The sequence below is a fragment of the Mesorhizobium sp. M0052 genome (assembly GCF_040323255.1).
In the GTDB taxonomy this organism is placed as follows: domain Bacteria; phylum Pseudomonadota; class Alphaproteobacteria; order Rhizobiales; family Rhizobiaceae; genus Mesorhizobium.
On record NZ_JAMYUS010000009.1, the window covers coordinates 49,925 to 68,246 of the forward strand.

Sequence of the window (18,322 nt, forward strand, 5' to 3'; positions counted from 1 at the left end):
CAATCGCCTTCCCTATTCCGCTGCCGCGACATGGCGCCGGCTGATGCCGCGCATGAATTCGTCAAGCGCCGAGGCCTGTTCGCGGCTGAGATGCAGACCGCGCTTGGTGCGACGCCACAATACATCTTCGGCGGTCAGCGCCCATTCATTTTCGCTGAGGTAGCGTACCTCGGCCTCATAGAGATCGGCGCCGAAATTGCGGCCGAGATCGGCGTTCGACTTGGCAAGGCCGAGCAGCACTTGCGCGCGCGTGCCGTAAAGCCTGGTCAACCGACGCGCCAGGCGCTGGTCGAGGAAAGGATAGGCGCTCTTCAGCTTCGCCACCTGGACGTCGAAACCGGTGGCCGGGAAATCGCCGCCCGGCAAGGGCGCGTTCGCCGTCCACGGCTTGCCGCGCTTGCCGAGAAAACCTTCGACCTTTTCCAGCATCGATTCCGACAACCGGCGGTAGGTGGTGATCTTGCCGCCGAAAGCGTTGACGATCGGCGCCTTGCCCCCGCCGCCATCGGCTTTCAGCACATAGTCGCGGGTCGCTTCCTGCGCCTTCGAAGCGCCGTCGTCATAGAGCGGGCGCACGGCAGAATAGGTCCAGACGATATCGGGACGCGTCACGGCTTCAGCAAAATATTCGCTCGCCGCCGCGCAGAGATAGTCGATCTCGGTGTCGCTGATCTTCACGTCATGCGGATCGCCGGGATAGTCGCGATCGGTGGTGCCGATCAGCGTAAATTCTTCCTCGTAAGGGATGGCGAAGATGATGCGCCCGTCCTTGTTCTGGAAGAAGTAGGCGCGCGGATCATCGAACTTCTTTTTGATGACGATATGACTGCCCTGCACCAGGCGCACATTGTGCACGTCGTTCTGGCCCACGGTGGTCGACAGGACGTGGTCGACCCACGGACCGGCGGCATTGACCAGCAGCCGGGCCTTGACCTCCTCTGCCTCTCCCGTCTGCACGTCTTCCACGCGGATCGCCCACAGATCGCCTTCGCGCCGCGCCCCGACGACTTTCGTGCGGGTGCGGATGGTGGCGCCGCGGTCGGCGGCGTCACGCGCGTTCAATGCCACCAGCCGGGCATCGTTGACCCAGCCGTCCGAGTACTCGAAAGCCTTGTGAAACAGCGGCTTCAGCGGCTTGCCCGCCGGATCCTTGGACATGTCCAGTGTCCGGGTCGCCGGCAGCAATTTGCGGCCACCAATATGATCGTAGAGGAACAGGCCGAGCCGGATCAGCCAGGCCGGGCGCAGGCCCTTGGCGTAGGGCAGCACGAAGCGCATCGGCCAGATGATGTGCGGCGCGTTCTTCCACAGAACCTCGCGCTCCATCAGCGCCTCGCGCACCAGCCGGAACTCGTAGAATTCGAGGTAGCGCAGACCGCCGTGGATCAGCTTGGTCGAGCCGGAGGAGGTTCCGCTGGCAAGATCGTTCATCTCGGCCAGAAATACCGAAAAGCCCCGCCCAACGGCGTCGCGGGCGATGCCGCAGCCATTGATGCCGCCACCGATGACGAAGATGTCACGGACTGCGTCCACAAAGCCCTCCCGCGATTTCGCATTGCAGCATTTTTAGGTTTTTACGAAACCGTAGCGGGATTATTTCGAAATAAGAACGAATGTCAAACGAAATGTAACGGGACCGTGATCGATAGCTTAGCCGAGCGACGTTTCGATCAATTGAACCTCCGCTTCCTCGCAGATCTTGCGCACCGACGGGATGTCGCAACGGTCGGTGATGAAGGTGTTGACTTGCGAGAGATGGCCGATGCGAACCGGCGCGGTGCGTTCGAACTTGGTCTGGTCGGAGACCAGGATGACATGCCTGGCATTGGCGATAATGGCTTGCGCCACTTTCACTTCGCGAAAGTCGAAATCGAGCAACGCGCCGTCATGGTCGATGGCCGAGGCGCCGATCACCGCATAGTCGACCTTGAACTGCCTGATGAAATCGACCGCGGCCTCGCCGACAACGCCGCCGTCGGAGCCACGCACGACGCCGCCGGCGATTACCACCTCGATCGAAGGATAGATGCGCATCCTGTTGGCAACATTGATATTATTGGTGATGACCATCAGCCCGGTATGGTCGAGCAGCGCCTTGCTGACCGACTCGGTCGTGGTGCCGATGTTGATGAACAGGGAGGCGTTGTCGGGTATCAGCCTGGCCGCCGCGCGGCCGATGGCCTCCTTCTCGTCGGCGGCAATCTTGCGGCGCGCCTCATACTCCATGTTCTCGATGCCGGACGGGAACAGGGCCCCGCCATGGATGCGCGTCAGCAGCCGCTGGTCGCAGAGATCGTTGAGGTCCTTGCGGATGGTCTGTGGCGTCACGTTGAAATGCGTGGCGAGGTCATCGACCAGCACACGGCCATGGTCCTTCGCCATCTGGATGATCTCGGCATGGCGCGGCGACAAATACACTGAGAACCTCCCGTTTTCGTTTTTCTTGTTTGTAGCTGAAAACGAAAGCAATGAAAAGGGAGACGCCGGCTAATGAAATATCGATGATTGCAAAGGCGAACCGGGCAGATACGGCTCAGACCCGCTCCGCCACCTTGCGGGTGACAGCCGCGACTTTACCTGGCGAGCGGATCATCAGGAAATTGCCGGACCAGTATCCCGGGATCCGCCAAGTGCCTTTGATCTCGGTTGCATCACCGTTGATGATGCCGCTGTAGTGAATCGGGTGCGCCTTCAATTCGGCCTTGTCGTATGTCTTGGTAAAGGAGACGGCGTTGCCCTCTCGCTGCCCCTGCAGGCTTGCGTATCTTGCCGTGCTGGTCGCCGCCGGTTCGTGGGTCATCCCCGTCAAGCTGGTTGCCGTCTCGATCAGCGTTGCAACGAAGGAAACCGGCGGCAGTTCGCGCGGATAGAAATAGCGCCCGCTCCAGACGCCCGTCAGATTCTGGCTAACCCCTTCAGCCCTTCCGGCCATATGCTTGCTCGCAAGTCCTTGCTGGCTTGCCCCGGCGGCGGCAACCACCCGGGCAATCCCTGTCAGTCCTTCGGGGATCTTGCACACTCGCAGATGACAGTGAAGGCGGTATCGACATCGGCCGCGGTTGTCTCGAACTGGCCTGCCTGGAAGCGGATGGCGACCCGCCCATCGACACGCGTCTGCGTCAGGTAGATACGGCCGTCATCGTTGATGGCGTCGACCAGACGCAGATTGTGCTCGTCGCAGTCAGCGCCGGATGTGGCGCGATGCCGGAACGAGAACAGCGACAGCATCGGCTGGCTGGCGAGCTCGAAATCCTCCTCCTCGGCCAGGCGCGCTGCTATGCCTTCGCTCCAGGCGACGTGATTGCGGATCATGGTGCGCAGCGCCTCGAGGCCATGGGCGCGCAGCAGGAACCACAGCTTCAGCGCCCGGAAGCGACGGCCGAGAGGCACCGACCATTCGGAGTAGTTGATGATGCCGTCATGGCCGCGAGTTTTCAGATAATCCGGCTTGATCGCCAGCGTGCGCACGAGATCCTCCGGCTGGCGGACGAACTGGATCGAGCAGTCGAATTGCGCGCCCAGCCATTTGTGCGGGTTGAAGACGATCGAGTCCGCGCGCTCGACACCGGTCCAGAAATGCCGGTATTCCGGACAGATCATCGCCGATCCGGCCCAGGCGGCGTCGATATGCAGATAGAGCCCCTGGCGTTTGGCCACCGCGGCCACTTCAGCGATGTCGTCGGTGCCGCCGGTGCTGGTGCCGCCGACGCACGCGATGATGCCGGCCGGCAACAGGCCGGCCGCGCGGTCGGCAACAATCGCCGCTTCCAAAGCCGCGGTATCCATGGCGCGGTAGGTGCCGGCGACGGGAATGCGGACGAGGTTTTCCTCGCCAATGCCGGCGACCCAGATGGCGCGGTCGATCGAGGTGTGCACCTGGTCGGAGGAATAGACGCGCAGCCTGCCCTGCCCGGAAAGACCCTTCTTGTTGCCCTGCCAGTCGAGCGTGCGCTCGCGCATGGTCAACACGGCGGCCAGCGTCGCCGATGATGCGGAGTCCTGGATCACGCCGGAAAAGCCTTCGGGCAGGCCGAGCGCCTGGCGCATCCAGTCGACGATGCGTGTCTCAAGCTCTGTCGCCGCCGGCGAAGTCTGCCACAGCATGCACTGCGCGGCCATCGCAGAGACCAGATATTCGGCCACCACCGAGACGGGTGCTGCATTGGCCGGGAAATAAGCAAAGAAACGCGGATGCTGCCAATGCGTCATGCCGGGCACGATCTTGGCTTCGAAATCGGCGAAGATCGTCTCCATCGATTCCGCGGCCTCCGGCGGAGAAGCTTCGATGCTCCTGAAGATCTCGCCCGGCGCTACGGCAGGTCGCACGGGCCGATCGCGAAGGCCGGCGCGGTAATCAGCGCCCCAGTCGGCGGCGCGCCTCGACCAGTCGCGGAATTGCTCGTTGTCCATGGATCCTCCCGACGCGCCGATCAGCCCAGCCGTTTGAATTTTGATTAACATGTTAAATAGAGACAGGCAACCGCGACGAAGGTTCCCGCGCTACCCCGGAAAATCCGGCAGGCTGGCAAAGGCTGTCTTCAACGCGTTCGACCAGCCTTCGGAAATAGCACGATAATATCGATCGTCCTGGCCGATGCGCTTTTTCAAACCCACCGTGAACGTGTCCTCCTCCAGGAACAGAAGGTCGAGAGGCAGGCCGACGGACAGGTTCGATTTCAGCGTCGAATCGAACGATACCAGCAAGAGCTTGACCGTTTCAGCCAGGCTCATCGTCCTTTCATAGGCACGGATGATGATCGGCTTGCCGTATTTGGTCTCGCCGATCTGGAAGAACGGCGTGTCGTCAGTGGATTCGATGAAATTTCCCTCGGGATAGATCATGAACAGCCGTGGCGGGCTGCCCTTGATCTGGCCGCCGAGGATGAAGGAGGCGTTGAAATAGGAATCTGCTTTTTCGCCGGCAGGCGACGAACTGGCGATGACTTCCTTGACGGTGTCGCCGACCAGCCGCACCGTCTGGTACATGGATGGGGTCTCGAGCAACGTCGCGTGGCGTTCCGCCACCGCCTTGGTGCGCTCGTCGAGCAGGCTGACCACGGCCTGCGTCGTGGCCAGATTGCCGGCCGACATCAGCACGATGACGCGCTCGCCTGGCTCTTCCCAGACATGCATCTTCTTGAAAGTGGAGATCGAATCCATCCCGGCATTGGTGCGCGTGTCCGACATGAACACGAGCCCACGATCGATCTTGAGGCCGACGCAATAAGTCATGGAATCTCTTCAGGCAGCGATCTTGCCGGAGACTACTGCTCTACCGTGACGGTGACTGCAAGCTGTTCCTCCGCCTGTCCCAGTCGAATTCCCGACACCGGCGAGGCGTCGCGATAATCACGGCCGGTGGCTACCCTGACATAGCGTTCATCGGGGGAAATGCCGTTGGCGGCGTCGAAGGCGACCCAGCCGAGACCCTGAACATGAGCTTCGGCCCAGGCATGGCTTGCCGCCTGCTCGATGGCCGCATCCATCATCAGATAGCCACTGACATAGCGGGCCGGAAAACCCATAACGCGGGCTGCGGTGACAAAGATGTGGCTGTGATCCTGGCAAACGCCGGTCTTCAGCGCCAATGCCTCTTCCGCCGGGGTCGTCACGCTGGTGGTGCCCGGCGTGTAGGCGACGCGCTCGACGATCAGCGCCATCAGCCGATGCAGCCTTTCGATGTCGGTACCTTTGCCGACCGCCGCGGCAAGCTCGCTTATGCCCTCGCCGGGGATGGTCAAAGCTGTCTCCTGGCTGAACAGCCACAGCGGCGCAAAGCCGTGATGCGGACCCGAGACGCCCGCTGTGTCGCGCGTGACAACCTCGCCGGAGGCCTCGACGGTGATGAAGTCGCGCTCGCCCTCGACGCTCAACAGCCTGTTATCGTTGCCGAAATGGTCGTTAAAGCGGACTTCCTCGCGCGCGCCCTCGATCTTCAGCGCCCAGGACAGCACGGTCTGCGTCGGGCCACTGACCGGTAACAGGCGTAGCCGCTGCAACAGATAGTGCACCGGCGCGTCGTAGCGGTATTCGGTACGGTGGGTGATCTTGAGCCGCATGCCTATTTTCCGTTTGTAAGCATGATCTTATCCGAAAACCGGGTCCCACTTGTCGCTAGCGCGGTCCTCCGGTTCGCGATCATGCTCAATTGAACCGGTAATCTTGTGCGATCTCTTCGCCAAGCTTGGTGTTGTCTTGAATGAACCTGGCCAGGAATTCGTGCAGGCCGGCGTCGAATATGTCCTTGATCGACCCTGCCTGCAGCATCGCCTGTGTCCTGTCGACGGTGGCGTGGCAGGCATGACGGTCGCCATAGTCGTCGCCGAGGAACTTCAGATGCTCGGCAAGAAAACGATAACAGAAGGTCAGCGAACGCGGCATGCGCACATTGAGGATCAGATAGTCGGCAATGTTGGTGGGTTTGTAGTCGGCCTCATAGACCCAGCGATAGGAACGGTGCGCCGACACCGAGCGCAGGATCGATTCCCATTGGTAGTTGTCGAGGCTCGAGCCGACCCAGGAGATCGACGGCAGCAGCACGTAGTATTTCACGTCGAGGATGCGTGCCGTGTTGTCGGCCCGCTCGACATAGGTGCCGAGTTGTGAGAAGTCGAAGATCTCGTTGCGCAGCATCGTGCCGTAGAACGAGCCGCGGATCAGCGCCGTCTCGCGTTTGATGGCGTCGAGCACACTCGGCAGGTCGCGCTCGTCGATCGGCTTTGCCAGCATGCGCTTCAGGGCCATCCAGGCTTCGTTGATGCTCTCCCAGGTCTCGCGCGTCAGCGCGGTGCGCACCATGCGGGCATTGTTGCGAGCGGTCTCGATCGCCGACATCGTGCTCGACGGGTTCGAGGTGTCGCGCAGCAGGAAGTCGGCGACATTGGCGGCGGTATAGTCCTTGTATTTCTGCGTGAAGGTGACGTCGGAGCCGGCGCTGAGCAGCACCGAATTCCACTCTTCCGACGCGCTCTGGGTGCGGGTCAGCGCCATGCGAAGGCCGGCATCGACCAGACGCGCCATGTTTTCCGCCCGCTCGATATAACGGTTCATCCAGTAGAGCCCGTTGGCGGTGCGGCCGAGAAGCATGGCAAGACCCTTCGGACTAGTGAGTAGGGAATAGTGAGTAGGGATTAGTAAGCATTTGATTCTCTGTGGAATATGGCATTTCTTGTCCCTCTACTGCCTACTGCCTACTGCCTACTGCCTACTGCCTACTGCCTACTGCCTACTGTCTACTGTCTACCTAATCGTCCAACACCCACGTATCCTTCGTCCCGCCGCCTTGCGAGGAATTCACGACCAACGACCCCTCCTTCAGCGCCACCCGCGTCAAGCCGCCGGGAACGATCTGGATTCGGTCGGAGACCAGAACATAGGGCCTGAGATCGACATGGCGCGGCGACAGGCCTTTTTCGGTCAGGATCGGGCAAGTCGACAGCGCCAGCGTCGGCTGGGCGATGTAGTTGGAAGGCTTCGCCTGCAGCTTCTTGGCGAAATCCTGGCATTCCTTCTTGGTCGCAGCCGGCCCCACCAGCATGCCGTAGCCGCCGGAGCCGTGCACTTCCTTGATGACCAGCTCATGGATGTGTTCGAGCACGTATTTCAGGCTGTCGGGCTCCGAGCAGCGCCAGGTCGGGATGTTGCCGAGGATGGCTTTGCGGCCGGTGTAGAACTCGACGATGTCGGGCATGTAGGAATAAATCGCCTTGTCGTCGGCGATGCCGGTTCCCGGCGCGTTGGCGATGGTGATGTTGCCGGCGCGGTAGACGTCCATGATGCCAGGCACGCCAAGGGCCGAGTCCGGCCGGAAGGTCAGCGGATCGAGGAAGGAATCGTCGACGCGCCGGTAAAGCACGTCGATCTGCTTGTAGCCTTCGGTCGTGCGCATAGCGACGTGGCCGTCTACAACGCGCAGATCCTGGCCTTCGACCAGTTGCACGCCCATCTGGTCGGCGAGGAAGGCATGTTCGAAATAGGCGGAGTTGAAGCTGCCCGGCGTCAGCACGGCAATGGTCGGTGCGCCCTTGGTGCTTTGCGGCCGCACTGCCGCCAGCGACTGGCGCAGCAATTGCGGATAATTCTCCACCGGCCGCACCTTGATCTGCTGGAACAGTTCGGGAAAGAGCTGCATCATCGTCTCGCGGTTCTCCAGCATGTAGGAGACCCCCGACGGCGTGCGCGCATTGTCCTCCAGCACGTAGAACTCGTTCTCCGAGATGCGGACGATATCGACGCCGATAATGTGGGTGTAGACGCCGGCCGGTGGCCGCACTCCGATCATTTCCGGCAGGAACGCCTCGTTCCTGGCGATCAGCTCCCTCGGCACGCGGCCGGCGCGCAGGATTTCCTGGCGGTGGTAAATGTCGTCGAGGAAAGCGTTCAGCGCCTGCACGCGCTGCTCGATGCCTTGCGTCAGCCTTCGCCATTCATTGCCGGAGATGATGCGCGGCACGATGTCGAAGGGGATCAGCCGCTCGGAGGCTTCCTGCTCGCCATAGACGGCGAAGGTAATGCCGGTCTTGCGGAAGACGCGCTCGGCGTCCTGCATCTTTTCGGTAAGCCTGGCCGGGTCCTGCTCCTTCAGCCAGCGGTCGTAAGCCGTATACGGTTGTCTAAGCCCGGAAACTTCCGGAAGCATTTCATCGAACGCTGCCAATCGCATACTCCCCTGTGACGCCATTTCACTGGCGTCGCGGGAGAAAATCAAGCGCAATCGGTGATTTGGAGGATATCGGCGATCAGTATGTTTCGACTGCCCAAAATTCGGGCAGTCGGAACGGGACCTTAATCAGGCTCTGCCTTGTCGCCGGGCAAGTGCCTGATGCGGCCATAGCAGTTCACCGTTTCATGGAAACGGCGACCTGCCATGGCTTTTTGCTTTGCCGCAATTCCGGACGGAAAACCGCTTCACACTTTTCCTGGAATTGCTTTAGAATGCGCGGAAAGTGACGACCGTGAAGGTGTCCTTGATTCCGGGAATAATCTGCACTTTCTCGTTGACGAAGTGGCCGACATCTTCCTCGTCGTCGACGTAGAATTTGGCAAGCAAGTCGTAATTGCCGGCGGTCGAGTAGATCTCCGAGGCGATTTCGGCATCGGCGAGCGCGCTGGCGACCTCATAGGACTTGCCCAGATCGCACTTTATCTGCATGAAAAACGTCTTCATTGCCGGTCCCGATCAAGCTTCAGCACTCAAGCGGCCCTTGTGGCAGACTGCCGCCCGGCTTTCAAGCATCAGGCGGAGCGGGCCTTGGCGACGGCTTGTCTCAGTTCGGACACGGGCATGCCGCGCCGGTACAGGTTGCCGCCGATGACCAGGGCTGGCGTGCCGCGCAGCTTGAAAGCCGTCGCCTGGGCTTCGGTGCGGACAAGGGCAGCGTCGATGTCGGGTTCACGGATGGCGAGGTCGGCACGCACCATCGCCACATCGACACCGACGGAAGAAAGGATGTCGTTGGTGCGGCGTTCCGAAAGGCCGCGCTGGTTGGTCATCAGCGCATCGACCGCCGCGGCATAGTGTTCGCCGCTCAGCAGCGTCACCCGCGCCGCGTCGCGCGACACGTCGCCGAAGATCGGCCAGTCCTTCATCACAAGCCGGACGCCGTTGTCCGCTTCCATCAACTTCTTCAGTTCGACGAAGACGAGCTTGCAGATCGGGCATTGATAGTCGACGAATTCGGCGATGGTGACGTCGCCATCGGGGTTGCCGAGCGCTGGAATGGCGGGATCGAAGGCGACTTCCGTGACGGTCGGCCCAGTGCTTGCCCAGGCGGGCAAGGGAGCCAAAACTGCAAGACTTGCCGCGCCTTTCAGCAAAAGGCGCCGGTCGATCGGCTGCTTGAACATGGTCGTCCCCTGGTTGCGCGAACGGGTCCCCACCCGTCCCTACGATGCGCGCCTCGCGTTAAAGGAGGCTTAAGCATGATCTTGTGGCACTTGCGTGGCAAATATTGCGGTTGCTGAAACCGTGAGGCTCCGCCAAGCGTATGGTATGATGCGTCCCGGGACAGGTTTTGTTGGGGGACAATGGAGACAGGCCATGCGCCGCACCGCGTTCGCAGTCGTTTCATTGCTGTTCGCGTTGTTCGTGTCGGCAGCCCTTGCCGGCGACGCCGAAGTCAAGGCCGGCCAGGCCGTCATCGATGGTCAGTTGAAGGCGCTCATCGCCAATGATGGCGCCAAGGCGTACAGTTTCGCCGCTCCAAATGTGAAGCGCATCTTTCCGACCGTCGACACCTTCATGAACATGGTGACCAACGGCTATCCGCCGGTGCGCCAGCCGCAGAGCTATTCCTTCGGCAAGGTCGAGCAGATGGGGCCAACTTCGCTAATCCAGCAAGTGCTGATCGTCGGACCCGACGGCAAGGACTATGAGGCGGTCTACACGCTGGAACAGCAGCCCGACGGCAGCTTTCAAATCACCGGCTGCAGCTTGCGCGCAGCGAATTCGCTCAGCACCTAGATGTGCTTATAGCACCGGAATATCGCCCCTCGCCCATCCCTCTGAAATGTCTGATGTGCGCGCCTCGAAGGCCTTTGCCTCGATCGCGGCGCGAATCTCCTGCATCAGCTTCTGATAGTAGGACAGGTTGTTCCAGGTCAGAAGCATCGCCCCCAGCGCCTCTTGCGAGCGCACGAGATGGTGCAGATAGGCGCGAGAGTAGTCGCGCGCGGCCGGGCAGTCGCTCTCCTCATCCAGCGGCCGCGGATCGTCCGCGTGGCGGGCATTCCTGAGATTGACCTTGCCGCGCCTGGTATAGGCCAGGCCATGGCGGCCGGCGCGGGTCGGCATGACGCAGTCGAACATGTCGATGCCGCGCGCCACCGATTTCACGATGTCGTCCGGCGTGCCGACGCCCATGAGATATCGAGGCTTGTCGTCAGGCAATTCCGGACAGGTGATCTCCAGCATATCCAGCATCACCGCTTGCGGTTCGCCGACGGCCAGGCCGCCGACCGCATAGCCCTTCAGCTCCATCGCGCTCAGCGCCTGCGCCGAACGCACCCTGAGAGCTGCGTTGTCGCCACCCTGGACGATGCCGAACATCGCCTTGCCGGGCTGATCGCCGAACGCTGTCTTGCAGCGCTCGGCCCAGCGCAGCGACAGCTCCATCGCGCGCTCGATCTGCTTGAGGTCGGCCGGCAGCGCTGTGCATTCGTCGAGCTGCATCTGGATGTCGGAATCGAGCAGGCCCTGGATCTCGATCGAGCGCTCCGGCGACATCTCGTAGGCAGCGCCGTCAATGTGCGAGCGAAAGGTGACGCCCTTCTCGGTCAATTTTCTGAGCTTCGACAGCGACATGACCTGAAAACCGCCACTGTCGGTCAGGATCGGCTGCGGCCAGCGGGCGAATTCATGCAACCCACCAAGCCGCGCCACGCGCTCGGCGCCGGGGCGCAGCATCAGATGATAGGTATTGCCCAGGATGATGTCGGCGCCGACGCCGCGCACCTGGTCCATATACATGGCCTTGACCGTGCCGCCGGTGCCGACCGGCATGAAGGCCGGCGTGCGGATTTCGCCGCGCGGCATGGTGATGGAACCGCGCCGCGCCTTGCCGTCGGTGGCGAGGATCTTGAAGGTGAATGTCTCAGCCATTGAATTCCTTGTCATGGACAGGCGCGCCTGGCGCCTGCCTGTCGAGCGACTGGCGGTATTGGATGCAGCCGCGCATGAATTTCGGCCATGGCGGCACGGCAATCGATGGATCGGTCTTTTCCGGCAGCAGGTCCCACAGGTTGGGATGATGCCAGCATAAATCATGGCCGGTAGAATCTCGATGCTGGCGAATGCCGGCACGCAATTTCTTCACTTCGGCGATCAGGCTTTCGCGATCAAAGGCCTGCAGGTCATCATCCATCGCTCATCTCCGCTCGATAAAGCAGGCTTGCATCTCCGTAGGAATAGAACCTGTAATCGTTCCCGATGGCATGAGCATAGGCCGCACGCATCGTATCTAGGCCGCTGAAGGCCGAAACCAGCATGAACAGCGTCGAACGCGGCAGATGGAAATTGGTCATCAGCAGGTCGGCGGTCTTGAACCGATAGCCCGGCGTGATGAAGATGTCGGTCGGGCCGGACCAGGCGGTCAGCGAGCCATCAGGCCGTGCCGCGCTCTCCAGCAGGCGCAGCGAGGTCGTGCCGACAGCGATGATGCGCCCGCCCCGCGCCTTGGCGCCATTCAGAGCGTCGGCTGTTGCTTCGCTGACCGAGCCGGTCTCGGCATGCATCTTGTGGTCAGCGGTGTCGTCCGCCTTGACCGGCAGGAAGGTGCCGGCGCCGACATGCAAGGTGACGAAGCGGCGTTCGATGCCTTTTGCATCCAGCGCGGCAAACAGCTCCGGCGTAAAATGCAGGCCTGCGGTGGGGGCAGCGACTGCGCCCTCCTCCTTGGCATAGATTGTCTGGTAATCCGTCAGGTCGCGTGCGTCGTCGTCGCGCTTGGAGGCGATATAGGGGGGCAGCGGGATGTGGCCGACGGCGCGCAGCGCTTCGTCGAGAAATGGGCCGGAGAGGTCGAAGCCGAGCAACGCCTCGCCGGCGTCTCCCTTCTCGATCACCGTGGCGTCGAGCTGGCCGAGAAAACAGGAATTGCCGTCATGGCCGAAATGGAGACGGTCGCCGGCGGCGATGCGCTTGCCCGGCCGCATGAAGGCCAGCCAGCGGTCCGGCGCCATGCGCATATGCAGCGTGGCGTCGACCTGCGCCTGCGCTTCGCCGCGCCGCCTGATGCCTCTTAACTGGGCAGGAATGACCTTGGTGTCGTTGAAGACCAGAACATCGCCAGCCCTGAGCAAGGACGGCAGGTCGCCAACCGCGCGGTCCGAAAGACCCTCGCCCGGCCTGACCACCAGCATTTTTGCGCTGTCGCGCGGCTCGGCCGGGCGAAGCGCGATGCGCTCCTCCGGCAGGTCGAAGTCGAAGAGGTCGACGCGCATCAGTAGAGCCGGACGAGCAGCGCTCCGGCCAACAGCAGCACCGCGCCGGCGATGCGGCCGAGCGAAATCTCGCGCACCGCCACGCCGAGAAAGCCGACGCGATCGATCAGCATGCCGGCCAGCAACTGGCCGGCAACCAGGAACGCCATCAACGCGGCTGCACCAATGCGCGGCGTAAGAATGGTTGACAGGGTAACATAGAAACCGCCGAGCATGCCGCCGGCGATGAACAGCCAAGGCGCCGGCGCCGTCCAGTCGAGCGAGATGTCCTGCAGCCGCACAACGGCAATGGAGATGATACCAAGCACGATCGCGCCCGACAGGAACGAAAACGCAGCAGCCGCGACCGGGAGCCCTAGGCCGCGCGCCAGCTGCGAGTTGATCGGCGCCTGGACGGCGATGAAGGCGCCTGACAGGATGCCGAGCAGCGACCAGACCACGCCCATCATCTTCGTTTGTCCTTACTTGACGTCGGCCGCGACCTTCAGCGACACGATCTTGTCGGGATCGACCACCGGCTCACCGCGCTTGATCTTGTCGACATTGTCCATGCCTTCGATGACCTGGCCCCAGACCGTGTACTGGCGGTTGAGGAAAGCGGCATCGTCGAAGCAGATGAAGAACTGCGAATTGGCCGAGTTCGGGTTCTGCGAACGGGCCATCGAGCAGGTGCCGCGACCATGGTTGGCGTTGGAGAACTCAGCCTTCAGGTCCGGCTTTTCCGAGCCGCCCATGCCCGCGCGGGAGGGGGCAAAAGTGGGCTTGGTCGAATTGCCGAACTTGACGTCACCGGTCTGCGCCATGAAGCCTTCGATGACGCGGTGGAAAACCACGCCGTCATAGGCGCCTTCGCGGGCCAGTTCCTTGATCCGGGCGACGTGGTCCGGGGCCAGGTCGGGGAACAGTTCAATGACGACCTTGCCCTTGGTCGTTTCCAGGATGAGCGCGTTTTCGCGGTCCTTGATCTCAGCCATGTCGGATATCCTTTATCTCAGAAAACAGAATGATTTGATAGGTTTACTTGTCGGCGGCGATGCGTACCTTGATCATGCGGTCGGGCTCACTGACCGTGCCATTGTCCGCCTCGTTGCCCTTCTTGATCTTGTCCACCAGCTCTATGCCGCTGACGACATTGCCGACGATGGTGTACTGGCCATCGAGGTTCGGCGCCGGCGCGAACATGATGAAGAACTGCGAATTGGCGGAGTTCGGGTCCTGCGAACGGGCCATACCGAGCGTGCCGCGCTTAAAATGTTCGCTCTGCGAGAATTCCGCCGGCAGGTCGGGCAGGTCTGAACCGCCGGTGCCGACGGCCTCGGGGCTGAACCCCTTCTTCATGTTGCCGAACTTGACGTCGCCCGTCTGCGCCATAAAGCCGTTGATGACGCGGTGGAATGCGACATCGTTATAAGCGCCTTCGCGCACCAGCTTCTTGATCTGGGCGACATGCTTGGGTGCCAGGTCGGGGCGTAGCGCGACGGTGACGTCGCCGTTCTTCAAGGTGATGACCATGGTGTTTTCCGGTTCGGCGGCGAAGGCCGAAACGGATGCGGTCACGAGACCGGCAAGCACGACGAGGAACGAGGCGAGCTTTTTCAGCTGCATAAGGGATCTCCGAAGGTCTTTGTTAGGGTGCATGTCGTTGCCCCAAAACCGGCATCCACTTTTGGGCGACATGCACTATTTCGCGAATTTGGCGGTGAGCGCGCCGGCAACGGCGGCCGGTACGAAGGGACGGATGTCTCCGCCCATCGAGGCTATCTGGCGCACAAGTGTGGCGGTAATGGTGCGTACCGATGGACTGGCGGGCAGAAAAACCGTCTGCAGTTCCGGCGCCATGGTCTCGTTCATGCCGGCCATCTGCATCTCGTAATCGAGATCGGTGCCGTCGCGCAGGCCGCGGATCATGATCGAGGCGCCATGCTTGCGGGCCGCGTCGATGACCAGCCCGTCAAAGGCGACGACCTTGATCCGGTCGCCGTCGCGGCCAAATTCGGCCTTGGTCGCGGCCTCGATCAGCTTCACCCGTTCGTCGAAAGAAAACAGCGGCGTCTTGCCGGGGTGGGTGCCGATCGCCGCATAAACCGTGTCGGCGACAGCCAGCGATGCCTTCAGGACATCGAGATGGCCGTTGGTCAGCGGGTCGAAGGAGCCGGCATAAAGGGCGATGCGATCGGTCATGGGAGGTGCTTCTAGCGGGGCATTGGGCGGAAGGCAAATGCGATTGGGAACATCTGCGTGAACCTTTTCGCAGACATGAACGACAGATGAATGCCTTGATCACGAAGACTTCACGCCGCGTTCGCTAGTTTGCACTTCGGAAGATGAAACCAAAACCCGATCTAACCGTTGGATAGGCGCAGGAGAACACGCACATGCTGATCTACATGCTCGCCACCGCAATGACCGTCGCCATGCTGATCGCCACCGCATTCGGATTGCATAGCGAGGCAGAGCGCGTCCGTGTCCGCACAAAGCGGTTCGAAGGTTTCGGCGCTCGCTGGCCCCACCGTCGCGCCTGATTTATTGCTAGTTTCTTGTTTGCGCCGGCCCATCGGGCCGGCGTTGTTGCTCAAACCTATTCGGTGCTGTCCGGTACGGCATCTCCGGCGCCGGCCTCAATGACACCCTCTTCGACATCCTCGTCGGCCTGCGGCTCCGAAATCCGTTCGACCGAAACCACCTTCTCGCCTTCGGCGGTGTTGAAGATGGTCACGCCCTTGGTGGCGCGGCTGGCGAAACGGATACCGTTGACCGGCACCCGGATGACCGTGCCGCCATCCGAAACCAGCATGATCTGGTCGTCATTGCCGACCGGGAAAGTCGCCACCAGCTGGCCGATCTCGGCCACCTTCGACACGTCGGTGGCGCGGATGCCTTTGCCGCCGCGTCCGGTCAGGCGGAAATCGTAGGATGACGAGCGCTTGCCGTAGCCATATTCGGTCACCGTCAGCACAAATTGCTCATGCGCCTTGAGCTCTTCGTAACGGCTGTCGGAAAGCTCGGTCTCCTCGCCAATCTCCTCATTGGTGAGTGCAATCTCTTCTTCCTCGCCGGTCACCTCGGCGGCAAGCCGCCGCTCCAGTGCTGCCCGCTTGAGGTAGGCGGAGCGTTCCGCCGGCGAAGCATCGACATGCTCGATCACCGACATGGAGATGACGCGGTCGGTCTCGGCCATGCTTATGCCGCGCACGCCGACCGAATTGCGGCTCTGGAAGACGCGCACATCGCCAACGCGGAAGCGGATGCACTGGCCGGAGCTGGCGGTCAAAAGCACATCGTCATTGTCTGTGCAGGTCTCGACGCCGAGGATCTCGTCGCCCTCCTCCTCCAGCTTCATGGCGATCTTGCCGTTGCGGTTGACCTGGACGAATTCGGACAGCTTGTTGCGGCGCACGGTGCCGCGCGTGGTGGCGAACATGACGTCGAGTTCGCCCCAGCTGGTCTCGTCCTCGGGCAGCGGCATGATGGTGGTGATGCGCTCGCCCTGCTCCAGCGGCAGCATGTTGATCAGCGCCTTGCCGCGCGACTGCGGATTGCCGATTGGCAGCCGCCAGACCTTTTCCTTGTAGACGATGCCGCGCGAGGAGAAGAACAGCACCGGCGTATGCGTGTTGGCGACGAACAGCCGGGTGACGAAATCCTCTTCCTTGGTCGACATGCCGGAGCGGCCCTTGCCGCCGCGGCGTTGCGCCCGGTAGAGCGACAGCGGCACGCGCTTGATGTAGCCGGAATGGCTGACGGTGACGACCATGTCCTCGCGCTGGATCAGATCCTCGTCTTCCATGTCGGCGCCGCCGTCGGTGAGCTCGGTGCGGCGCGGCGTGCCGAACTCGTCGCGCACGGCGGCAAGCTCGTCCTTGACGATCTGCTGGATGCGGGCGCGGGACGACAGAATGTCGAGGTAATCCTTGATCTCGTCGCCGATGGTGTTCAGCTCGTCGGCGATTTCGTCACGGCCGAGCGCAGTCAGGCGCTGCAGGCGCAGTTCGAGGATGGCGCGCGCCTGTTCCTCGGACAGGTTGTAGGTGCCATCCTCATTGATGCGATGGCGCGGATCGTCGATCAGCAGAATCAATGACTCGACGTCGCCGGAGGGCCAGCGCCGCTCCATCAACTGCTCGCGCGCCGTCTGCGGATCGGGCGCGGTGCGGATCAGCTTGATCACTTCGTCGATGTTGGCGACGGCTATGGCGAGACCGACCAATACATGGGCACGGTCACGCGCCTTGCGCAGCAGGAACTTCGTGCGCCGGCTAATCACCTCTTCGCGGAAGCCGACAAATGCCTTTAGCATGTCGGTCAGGTTCATCACTTCCGGCTTGCCGCCGTTCAGCGCCACCATATTGGCGCCGAAGGAGGTTTGCAGCGGCGTGAAGCGATAAAGCTGGTTGAGAATGACGTCGGCGACGGCGTCGCGCTTCAGCTCGATGACGACGCGGTAGCCCTGGCGGTCGCTTTCGTCGCGAATGTCGGAAATGCCTTCGATGCGCTTGTCGCGCACCAGTTCGGCCATCTTCTCGATCATCGAGGCCTTGTTCACCTGGTACGGGACTTCCGTGATGATGATCGATTCACGGTCGTTTCCGCGCTGTTCGACATTGACCTTGCCGCGCATGACGATGGAGCCACGGCCCGTCGCATAGGCGCTGTAGATGCCGGAACGGCCGAGCACGATGCCGCCGGTCGGGAAATCGGGACCCGGAATGATCTCCATCAGCGCCGGCAAGTCGATTGCCGGATTGTCGATGATGGCGATCGCGCCGTTGCAGATCTCGGCCAGATTATGCGGCGGAATGTTGGTGGCCATGCCGACGGCAATGCCCCCGGAACCGTTGACCAGAAGGTTGGGGAAGCGCGCCGGCAGCACCTTCGGCTCGGTGTCGGAGGCGTCATAAGTCTCCTGGAAATCGACGGTTTCCTTGTCGATGTCCTCCAGCAGCTCATGTGCGACCTTGGTCAGCCGCGATTCGGTGTAGCGCATCGCCGCCGGCGGATCGCCGTCGATGGAGCCGAAATTACCCTGCCCGTCGATCAGCGGCACGCGCAGAGACCAGTCCTGCGCCATGCGCACCAAGGCGTCGTAGATCGAGGCGTCGCCATGCGGATGGTATTTACCCATCACGTCCGCGACCGGGCGGGCCGATTTCACATATTTGCGGTTCCAGTGATAGCCGCTCTCATGCGCCGCATAAAGAATGCGGCGGTGCACCGGCTTCAGGCCGTCGCGCACATCGGGCAGCGCACGGCTGACGATGACGCTCATGGCGTAAGAAAGATAGGAGCTCTGCATCTCCTCGATGATGGAGATGGGCTCGATGCCGGTGGGGCCGCCGTCGGCGCCGCGCGGGGGTTTTTGGTCGGTCAAATCGGATCACATCTA

General features: G+C 61.9%; 20 protein-coding genes. 2 read left to right on the forward strand and 18 right to left on the reverse strand.

What is annotated here, in order from left to right; all coding sequences use genetic code 11:
• Positions 1-12: 12 nt before the first annotated feature.
• The 10 genes from glpD to NKJ77_RS14110 form a co-directional block, all read right to left on the reverse strand.
• Entirely contained in the window at positions 13-1,533 is a 1,521-nt protein-coding gene (glpD, locus tag NKJ77_RS14065; protein ID WP_023712375.1) for a glycerol-3-phosphate dehydrogenase, read from the reverse strand.
• A 117-nt stretch (positions 1,534-1,650) separates the two neighbouring features.
• On the reverse strand, positions 1,651-2,418 hold the full coding sequence (locus NKJ77_RS14070) for a DeoR/GlpR family DNA-binding transcription regulator (RefSeq protein ID WP_023670971.1): 768 nt from the start codon (positions 2,416-2,418) through the stop codon (positions 1,651-1,653).
• 115 nt (positions 2,419-2,533) lie between these two features.
• Positions 2,534-2,980 carry a hypothetical protein gene (locus NKJ77_RS14075; RefSeq protein ID WP_023693406.1) on the reverse strand — a complete coding sequence of 149 codons (447 nt, stop codon included), beginning with the start codon at positions 2,978-2,980 and terminating at the stop codon, positions 2,534-2,536.
• 14 nt (positions 2,981-2,994) lie between these two features.
• Positions 2,995-4,410: a pyridoxal phosphate-dependent decarboxylase family protein gene (locus tag NKJ77_RS14080; protein ID WP_352535355.1), complete on the reverse strand. Its 1,416-nt coding sequence runs from the start codon at positions 4,408-4,410 to the stop codon at positions 2,995-2,997.
• Positions 4,411-4,500: 90 nt separating this feature from the next.
• Entirely contained in the window at positions 4,501-5,232 is a 732-nt protein-coding gene (locus NKJ77_RS14085) for a proteasome-type protease (protein WP_023684646.1), read from the reverse strand.
• 32 nt (positions 5,233-5,264) lie between these two features.
• The gene (locus NKJ77_RS14090; protein WP_023670966.1) at positions 5,265-6,059 is read right to left on the reverse strand and encodes a transglutaminase family protein; all 795 of its coding nucleotides are present in this window, start codon (positions 6,057-6,059) and stop codon (positions 5,265-5,267) included.
• Positions 6,060-6,144: 85 nt separating this feature from the next.
• The gene (locus NKJ77_RS14095; RefSeq protein ID WP_023693403.1) at positions 6,145-7,086 is read right to left on the reverse strand and encodes an alpha-E domain-containing protein; all 942 of its coding nucleotides are present in this window, start codon (positions 7,084-7,086) and stop codon (positions 6,145-6,147) included.
• Positions 7,087-7,243: 157 nt separating this feature from the next.
• The gene (locus NKJ77_RS14100; protein ID WP_023670964.1) at positions 7,244-8,656 is read right to left on the reverse strand and encodes a circularly permuted type 2 ATP-grasp protein; all 1,413 of its coding nucleotides are present in this window, start codon (positions 8,654-8,656) and stop codon (positions 7,244-7,246) included.
• Positions 8,657-8,929: 273 nt separating this feature from the next.
• Complete coding sequence (locus NKJ77_RS14105) at positions 8,930-9,166, reverse strand: Lrp/AsnC family transcriptional regulator (RefSeq protein ID WP_023670963.1); 237 nt, start codon at positions 9,164-9,166, stop codon at positions 8,930-8,932.
• Between the two features lie 68 nt (positions 9,167-9,234).
• Positions 9,235-9,846: a DsbA family protein gene (locus tag NKJ77_RS14110; protein ID WP_352535356.1), complete on the reverse strand. Its 612-nt coding sequence runs from the start codon at positions 9,844-9,846 to the stop codon at positions 9,235-9,237.
• 193 nt (positions 9,847-10,039) lie between these two features.
• Between NKJ77_RS14110 and NKJ77_RS14115 the strand changes: the two genes are divergently transcribed.
• The gene (locus NKJ77_RS14115) at positions 10,040-10,462 is read left to right on the forward strand and encodes a DUF4864 domain-containing protein (RefSeq protein ID WP_023684643.1); all 423 of its coding nucleotides are present in this window, start codon (positions 10,040-10,042) and stop codon (positions 10,460-10,462) included.
• A gap of 6 nt (positions 10,463-10,468) precedes the next feature.
• Here the strand turns inward: NKJ77_RS14115 and tgt are convergent, their stop codons facing one another.
• The 7 genes from tgt to coaD form a co-directional block, all read right to left on the reverse strand.
• Positions 10,469-11,599, reverse strand: coding sequence for a tRNA guanosine(34) transglycosylase Tgt (gene tgt, locus NKJ77_RS14120; protein WP_352535357.1), 1,131 nt, complete (start codon positions 11,597-11,599; stop codon positions 10,469-10,471).
• On the reverse strand, positions 11,592-11,861 hold the full coding sequence (locus NKJ77_RS14125; RefSeq protein ID WP_023684641.1) for a hypothetical protein: 270 nt from the start codon (positions 11,859-11,861) through the stop codon (positions 11,592-11,594). Before NKJ77_RS14125 ends, tgt begins: the two co-directional genes overlap by 8 nt.
• On the reverse strand, positions 11,854-12,939 hold the full coding sequence (queA, locus tag NKJ77_RS14130) for a tRNA preQ1(34) S-adenosylmethionine ribosyltransferase-isomerase QueA (protein WP_352535358.1): 1,086 nt from the start codon (positions 12,937-12,939) through the stop codon (positions 11,854-11,856). Before queA ends, NKJ77_RS14125 begins: the two co-directional genes overlap by 8 nt.
• Positions 12,939-13,388: a DMT family transporter gene (locus NKJ77_RS14135; protein ID WP_352535359.1), complete on the reverse strand. Its 450-nt coding sequence runs from the start codon at positions 13,386-13,388 to the stop codon at positions 12,939-12,941. Before NKJ77_RS14135 ends, queA begins: the two co-directional genes overlap by 1 nt.
• Positions 13,389-13,400: 12 nt before the next feature.
• Complete coding sequence (locus NKJ77_RS14140; protein ID WP_352535360.1) at positions 13,401-13,913, reverse strand: peptidylprolyl isomerase; 513 nt, start codon at positions 13,911-13,913, stop codon at positions 13,401-13,403.
• A gap of 43 nt (positions 13,914-13,956) precedes the next feature.
• Positions 13,957-14,451 (reverse strand): peptidylprolyl isomerase, encoded by a 495-nt coding sequence (locus tag NKJ77_RS14145; RefSeq protein WP_245259922.1) that lies wholly within the window; start codon positions 14,449-14,451, stop codon positions 13,957-13,959.
• Between the two features lie 168 nt (positions 14,452-14,619).
• Complete coding sequence (gene coaD / locus NKJ77_RS14150; RefSeq protein WP_023670954.1) at positions 14,620-15,120, reverse strand: pantetheine-phosphate adenylyltransferase; 501 nt, start codon at positions 15,118-15,120, stop codon at positions 14,620-14,622.
• Between the two features lie 194 nt (positions 15,121-15,314).
• Here coaD and NKJ77_RS14155 point away from each other — a divergent pair, with 194 nt between their 5' ends.
• Positions 15,315-15,461 (forward strand): hypothetical protein, encoded by a 147-nt coding sequence (locus tag NKJ77_RS14155; protein WP_023742492.1) that lies wholly within the window; start codon positions 15,315-15,317, stop codon positions 15,459-15,461.
• A gap of 56 nt (positions 15,462-15,517) precedes the next feature.
• Here NKJ77_RS14155 and gyrA read toward each other — a convergent pair whose 3' ends face one another.
• Positions 15,518-18,307, reverse strand: a complete 2,790-nt coding sequence (gene gyrA, locus NKJ77_RS14160; RefSeq protein WP_352535361.1) for a DNA gyrase subunit A — start codon at positions 18,305-18,307, stop codon at positions 15,518-15,520.
• Between the last annotated feature and the right edge of the window lie 15 nt (positions 18,308-18,322).